General features: G+C 67.9%; 6 protein-coding genes. 2 read left to right on the top strand and 4 right to left on the bottom strand.

The window, feature by feature from the left end:
* On the top strand, positions 1-1,191 hold a 1,191-nt coding region (locus O1R50_RS12655; RefSeq protein ID WP_270110419.1), incomplete at its 5' end, for a non-reducing end alpha-L-arabinofuranosidase family hydrolase.
* 258 nt (positions 1,192-1,449) lie between these two features.
* Positions 1,450-1,725 carry a carbohydrate-binding protein gene (locus O1R50_RS12650; RefSeq protein ID WP_270110418.1) on the top strand — a complete coding sequence of 92 codons (276 nt, stop codon included), beginning with the start codon at positions 1,450-1,452 and terminating at the stop codon, positions 1,723-1,725.
* A gap of 270 nt (positions 1,726-1,995) precedes the next feature.
* Here O1R50_RS12650 and O1R50_RS12645 read toward each other — a convergent pair whose 3' ends face one another.
* The 4 genes from O1R50_RS12645 to O1R50_RS12630 all read right to left on the bottom strand — a co-directional run bounded on the left by O1R50_RS12645 (position 1,996) and on the right by O1R50_RS12630 (position 6,949).
* The gene (locus O1R50_RS12645) at positions 1,996-2,181 is read right to left on the bottom strand and encodes a hypothetical protein (RefSeq protein WP_270110417.1); all 186 of its coding nucleotides are present in this window, start codon (positions 2,179-2,181) and stop codon (positions 1,996-1,998) included.
* Positions 2,182-2,444: 263 nt separating this feature from the next.
* Entirely contained in the window at positions 2,445-4,826 is a 2,382-nt protein-coding gene (locus O1R50_RS12640) for a sialidase family protein (protein ID WP_270110416.1), read from the bottom strand.
* A gap of 201 nt (positions 4,827-5,027) precedes the next feature.
* Positions 5,028-5,969 (bottom strand): carbohydrate ABC transporter permease, encoded by a 942-nt coding sequence (locus O1R50_RS12635; protein ID WP_270110415.1) that lies wholly within the window; start codon positions 5,967-5,969, stop codon positions 5,028-5,030.
* A complete protein-coding gene (locus tag O1R50_RS12630) occupies positions 5,966-6,949 on the bottom strand; it encodes an ABC transporter permease (protein ID WP_270110414.1) in 984 nt (327 codons plus the stop codon). Before O1R50_RS12630 ends, O1R50_RS12635 begins: the two co-directional genes overlap by 4 nt.
* Positions 6,950-7,068: the final 119 nt, after the last annotated feature.

Below are 7,068 nucleotides of genomic sequence, written 5' to 3'. Positions count from 1 at the left end.
AGCTGGTCGAGCGCCGACGGTGCCGCCATCCACCAGTGGACCGACCACGGCGGCACCAACCAGCAGTTCCGGCTGGCCGACTCCGGCAGCGGCTACGTGCGCCTGATCAACCGCAACAGCAACAAGGCGGTCGAGGTCCAGAACGCGGCCACCAACGACGGCGCAGCCGTCGTGCAGTACAGCGACTGGGGCGGCAGCAACCAGCAGTGGCAGCTCGCCCGCGTCGACAGCGGCAGCGGCGCCTGCGCTCTTCCGTCCACGTACCACTGGACATCGACCGGCCCGCTCGCGGAACCGAAGGCGGGGTGGGCATCGCTCAAGGACTTCACCGCAGTCCGCCACAACGGCCAGTACCTCGTCTACGCCACGACCCACGGCGCGTTGCCCTATCCCGACGGCAACTGGGGACTGATGTCCTTCAGCCCCTTCACGAACTGGTCCGACATGGCCACCGCCACCCAGAACACGATGCCCTTCAATGCCATCGCACCGACGCTGTTCTACTTCGCCCCGAAGAACATCTGGGTGCTCGCCTACAACGGGGGCGGGCAAGGCACCTTCTCCTACCGCACCTCGAGCGACCCCACCAACCTCAACGGCTGGTCCGCGCAGCAGGAGCTGTTCACCGCGTCCCTTCCCCCCACAGGCGACGGGAGACCCCGGGGCGGGTACGACGTGACCCTCATCGGCGACGACACGAACATGTACATGTTCTTCGTCGACGGCGAAGGCAGTGCCTACCGGGCCAGCATGCCCCTCGGGAACTTCCCGGGCAGCTTCGGTTCGTCGTACACGGAGATCATGAGCGACACGGCGCTCAACCTGTTCGAGGCGGTCGAGGTCTACAAGGTCCAGGGGCAGAACCAGTACCTCATGATCGTCGAGGCCCAGAACTACACAGGATTTGGTCGCTACTTCCGCTCGTTCACGGCCACCAGCCTGGACGGCACGTGGACACCCCAGGCCGGGGCCGAGACCGTGAACAGCCCCTTCGCCGGGAGCGTCAACAGCGGTGCGACCTGGACCCGGGACATCAGCCACGGCGATGTGGTGCGCACCAACCCCGACCAGACCAAAACCATCGACCCCTGCAACCTGCAGTTCCTCTACCAGGGACGCAACCCCAGCACCGACGGCGGGGAGTACGGCACGCTGCCTTATCGGCCGGGTCTGCTGACCCTGCAGCACTAGCGGCACGACGCAGGTCCGGCTCGGGTGTTCCTGAGGTAGCGGGCGGGCTCGGCGCGAGACCGAGCCCGCCCGGATCCCTACGGCCACCTGGAACGGAAACGATCCTATGAATTCCAGGAACAAGGGATGTCCGGCCTGTGCCTGGACGCCTCGGGCTGGGGCACCAGTACCGGCACGAAGGTCACTCTCTGTACCTGCGGCGGCGGACAGGTCAACCAGCGACGGACCAGACGGTAACTACGGCGTGCCGGCTCGCAGATGGTTAAGCACGCGACAAGGACGACGGGGGTCGAGACCGAGTGGACCGCCGTTGGCGGGTTGAACGTCGGCTGGATCGAGAACGAGGACTCGATCAAGGTCGAGGGCGCGACCTTCGGCACCGGTGCGCGAACCTTCAGCGCAAGGGCGGGCTCGGCGACCAGCGGCGGCACGATCGAGCTGCGGGTCACCGTCTCGGGCACCGGCGGCAGGCAGACCTGGGCGGACGTCTCCTGCCCGGTCAGCGGCGCGACCGGGACCCGCGACCTGTACTGAAAGCACAGCGATCGCGTCGCATCTCCCAATTGGCGGTCGAGTCGTCGCAGGGTCCCGGGCGGTTAAGTCTCCTGAACCATCAACGGCTTCACCATGACAGCCATACCCGAAACCCCGAGTGTCCCGATCCTACGAATGACCAGAAACCAGCTCTTCTCGAAAGGTAAGACCAATATGGCCTGGATGGAAACCCCAAGAGCCGCAGGCGGATGCTCATCGGCGGAGTCGGCGTGCTCGCCGGGTCCGCCGCCGCGACCGCACTCGACCCGTTCACCGCAGCCCAAGCCCAGCAGATGAGTGTCGACGTGTTCGCATCGACGGGCGCCGCCCAGGCCGCCGAAGAATGGAATCCCGATTCGCGAAGCCGAGTCCCGCTATGCGGTCGAGCGTTCCCGGCAGGTCGGCGGCGAGCGCGTCGCGCACGCTGTAGAGCTGCACCGAAAGCGCGGCGGTCATGTTGATCTCCTTCTTGTCGGGGGGTCAGTATCGGTCGGAGCCGGATCGTAATAGGACGATCCGCTGGAGCCTCGCCACGAGCTCGCGGTTTCGGTGCGGCTCGGCCCAGGCGGGAACCGCATACGGTCCCCAGTGGATGACGAAGTCGAGGCTCCCTCACCCGGTCGCGGAGGCCCTCGCGGTGCGTTCCGGTGATCGGGATTCCTTTCGCGGTGTCACTTCGGTGATGGCCGCCCCGCCTTCCGCGGGGCGGCTTCCGTGCATCAGTCGGTGATGTCGCCGTAGATGATGCCGCGGCCGTTGGTGGTGAGGTAGACGCGGCCGTAGATCTGCGGGTCGCCGGTGATGGCGGATCCCGACCAGGCCCACTGGTGGTCGTCGTCGTTGATGCGGCGCCAGCGGGTGCCGCCGTCGATCGAGCGGTAGATCGCCGCCTTGCCGTCGATCACCGCGGAGGTGTAGACGGCCGGGTAACCGGAGCTCTTGGCGGCCTTGCCGAAGCCGACGGATTCCGCCGTCTCGAACTTGGTGATCTGCTTCCAGGTCACGCCGCCGTCCTTGGAGCGCCACATGCCGCCTCCGATGCCCTCCTTCTCGTCCCCGCGCCCGGCGAGCCAGACGTGGTTCTTCCTGCCGGGGACGGCCCGGAAGTCCTCGACGGCCGCGGCGGGCAGGCCGGTCGCTCCCGTGTCGGTGAACGTCTTGCCTCCGTCGGTGCTGCGGTAGAACGTGCCGCCCGAGAACGAGTACAGGACCGAGGCCTTGACGCGGTCGGACCGGATCTTCGCACCGGCCGGAAGCCCTTGGACCGGATTCCAGGTCTCGCCCAGGTCGGTGCTGTACACCGGGGTGACCTCGGTGCCGCTGGGAGACCACAGGATCGTGGACCCGTCGGCGGTGATCGCGACGGTACCGCCGTGGCCGTCGCCGGGGACGCCCTCCAGACGCGCGGCGTTCTTCCAGGTCTTGCCTCGGTCGGTGGAGACGCCGACGTGGCCCTTCTCGTTGCCGTGCACGTTGCCCGTGCCGACGACGATGTCCGGCTTCGCCTGGGCGAAGTCGACGCTGGTGCCCGTGGACCAGCCGGTGTCGATCATCGGTTCGGCCCGGTCGAGGTCGGTGTGCACGAAGCCGCCGACATCGCCGACCGCGGAGACGAGCGTCCCGCCGAGGGCGGCGAGGTCGAGGGTCGCGCATTCCTCCACGCCTTCGGCACGGACGCCGACAGTGAACTTCTCGACCGGGAGCGCGACCCGCTGGCCGTTCTCTTCGCCGATGAGCTCGCCCTGCGAGTCCCACTGCGTCAGGTCCTCAGTGCCCCAGATGGTGGCGCCGGTGCCCCACATGATGCGGCCCGAGTCGTGCGGGTCGATGGCGAGGGCGTCGATCATCCACCCGTGCTTGACCGCGTACGCCGGCCCCTGGTCCTCGCCGTTCCACGACAGCCACGGGCTGCCCGAGGAGTCCATGTCGAACCGGTCGTGGCGGTCCTGGCCTTCGGCGTAGTCCCAGCTGAGCGACCAGGTGGCACCGGAATCCGTTGAGCGGTAGAGGATCTCGTCAGGCCACCAGTTGTTGCGCGTGGCCGCCATGAGAGTGCCGGGATTCTGGCGGTCGACGGTGATCCCGCCGAAGCCGGGGATCACCCCGCGGGGGTTGTAGGCGGGGGTGATGTCGGTCCACTCGCCTGTCTGGGTGGCGAGCCGCACGATCTTCCCGCCGTTGCCCGAGGCGGGGGCGCCGTTGTAGGGGCCCGGGTCGTAGCTGGTCACCATGTACAGGTACCCGTTGGTGTTGTCCACAGCGGACTGACTGGGGAAGGTGCGGTTGCCGTCGGCGTTGCCGAGCGCTTCGGCGGCTCCGGGGACCGCGGTCCAGGTCGCGCCGCCGTCTTCGGAGACGTACAGCGGGTCGGCCGGGTCGGCCACGCCCACATAGATCTTGCCGCCGATCTGGTCGAAGTCGATCCAGATGACGCCCTGGTTGTCGGCCAGGGTGGGGTTGTTCGGGTCGACGACGAAGTTCCCGGGGTTGGGGAAGTTCTCCACCGCGGCCCAGGTGCGGCCGTAGTCCTTCGAGCGCCACAGGCCGTTCCCGGAAGGGGCTCCCAGGTACAGCTCGGCGTTGTCGGCGGGGTTGACGGCGAGGCGTTCGCCCATGCCGCGGCCGGGCATGTTGCCGCCCTGCTTGAACGGCAGCTCGGCGATACCCCAGGTCTCGCCCTTGTCGTCGGAGTAGAGGACCGCGCCGTTGTTGGGGTCCCAGTCGATGGTGTAGGTGCCGACCGCGGCGTAGACCCGGTCGGTCTCGACCGGGTCGGCGGCCATGGAGACCACACCGGACCAGCCCCACTTGTCGCGGCCGACCCAGTCCAGGAGCGGCTTCCAGGTCCGGGAGTCCTCCTGCCAGCGGTAGCAGCCGCCGATGTCGGTGCGGGCGTAGATCAGGTTCGGCTCGGTCTCGTTGAAGACGATGCCGGGCACGAAACCGCCGCCGTTGATGACGGCGTTCTTCCAGGCGTAGGTGTCGGCGCCGCTCGGGCCTTCGTTGTCGCGGGCCCAGGCGGGCAGGGTGCCGGCCGCGACCGCGGCGGCGGCCGCCGCCGCTCCGATGGATGCGGTGGCGGTGAATGTGCGTCGTCGCACGGTGCTCTCCTTTTGCGTTGGTTGTGAGAGGTCAAGTCCTGTCGGAGGACCGCTAGCGCGGTCCTGACTGGACAGTTGGGGTGGATGAGCTGTGTGGGCGGTCGCCGGCACGGGCGAGCCGCGGAGGGAGCGGGGATCACGGGCGCCCGGGCCCGGCAAGATCCGGGCGCCCTCCCCTCGCGGACCCTCACAGACCGCGGGTCAGCCTTTCACGGCGCCGGTGATGACGGCCTTCGTGAAGTGTCTCTGGATGAACGGGTACATGATGACGATCGGGATGATGGTGCACACGACGACGGCCATCTTGAGGGCGGCGGTCGGTGCTGCCTCACCGGTGGCCTGGTACTGGGCGGCGGCCTGCGCGCCCTCTGGAAGGCCCTGTGTGGACATGAGCATCCGCTGGAGCACGACCTGGATCGGCTGGGTCTCCAGGCCTGGCGTGTACAGGACGGCCTGGAAGTACATGTTCCAGTAGCCGACGGCGTAGAACAGGGCGATGACGGCGAGGATGGCCTTCGACATCGGCAGCACGATCCGAAACAGGGTCCGGAACTCGCCGGCGCCGTCGATCTTGGCGGCGTCGATGAGCTCGCCGGGGATCGAGTTCATGAAGAAGGCGCGCAGGATGATGATGTTGAAGGTGCCCACGGCCCCGGGCAGGATGAGCGACCAGTAGCTGTTGAACAGCCCGAGCTTCTGCACCACCAGGAAGCTGGGGAACATGCCCGGTCCGAACAGGAACGTGAGCAGGATGATCCACAGGATCGGGCGGTGCAGCAGCGAGCCGGTGCGCGAGAGCGCGTAGGCACCGCAGATGGTGAGGGCCAGGCTGATGGCGGTGCCGACGACGGTGAGGGTCAGCGTCAGGATCAGCGAGTCGGTGAGGGCGCCGCCGGAGAAGATCTCGCGGTAGGCCTGCGGGCTGACGTCGGTGGGCAGGATCAGCAGGCTCCCGCCGGCGCGGTTGAGCGCCTCCTCGCTGGCGAAGCTGGTGGCGACGACCGCCCAGATCGGGAGGACGATCGCGGCGGCGTAGCAGATCAGGAACAGGGCCTTGACCGCCTTGCCGGCGAGCGAGGGCTCCTCGTCCCAGACGGGCCGGTTCTTGGTGCGGCGCTTGGGTTTCATGGCGATGGCGGTCATGACTTCTGGTAGATCCCTTGCTCTCCGAGGCGGTGCGCGATGTTGTTGGCGACGAGGATGAGGATCAAGCCGATGACGCCTTTGAACAGGCCCGCGGCGGTGCCGAACGACTCGCCCTGGTTGCCGACGATCGACTGGTAGTACACGTAGGTGTCGAGCACTTCGGTGGCCTGGTAGCCGACGGCCTGGCGCTGGAGCTGGTACTGCTCGAAGCCGACGGAGAGGATGCCGCCGATCTGGAGGATGAGGAGGAGGATGATGACCGGCCGGATGCCCGGGAGGGTGATGTGCCACAGGCGCCGCCACCGGCCCGCGCCGTCGGAGGCGGCCGCCTCGTACAGGCTGGGGTTGATCGAGGCGAGGGCCGCGAGGAAGATGATCATGCCCCAGCCGGCGTCCTTCCAGGCCCATTGCAGCCAGACCAGGAACAGGAAGCTGTCGGGATTCGAGGTGAAGTTGAGCCGCTCGCCGCCCCCGTCCATGATCCAGTTGGAGACGAGGCCGTCGGCGCCGAGGACCTGCACGAAGACGGTGACGACCAGGACCCACGAGAAGAAGTGGGGAAGGTACACGATGGACTGGAACGTGCTGCGCACCTTGATGGAGATGATGCTGTTCATGGCCAGGGCCAGCAGGACCGAGAGCGGGAACATGCACAGCAGGTTGAGCGCGGCGAACTTCAGCGTGTTGAGCAGCGCCGGCGTGAAGTACGGGTCGTTGAACAGCCGCTCGAACCACGCGAAGCCCACGAACGGGTTCTCCCAGAACGGCCGGTAGGGGCTGTAGTCCATGAACGCGATGATGTTCCAGGCCGAGGGCCAGTAGTGGAACACCGCGAGGTGGGCGACCACCGGGAATGCCAGCAGCAGCAGGGGCCAGTCGTGGCGGAAACGCTGCGCCACAGTGCGTTTGCGTCTGACGACGGGCGGGCGGGGGACCTCGTCCGCTTCTGGTGGTGCCGTGCTCTGGAGTGTTGCCATCGCTTGAGATTCCAGTCGTGTAGATCCGGTGCATGGGCGGGGGGGGGGGGGGGGGGGGGGGGGGGGGGGGCGCGGGGGGGGGCGGGCGGGCGGGGGGGGGGGGGGCCGCCGCGGGGGGG

It is taken from the genome of Glycomyces luteolus, assembly GCF_027622875.1.
In the GTDB taxonomy this organism is placed as follows: Bacteria; Actinomycetota; Actinomycetes; order Mycobacteriales; family Micromonosporaceae; genus Glycomyces; species Glycomyces luteolus.
This window is presented reverse-complemented; position numbering and strand designations above follow the sequence as displayed.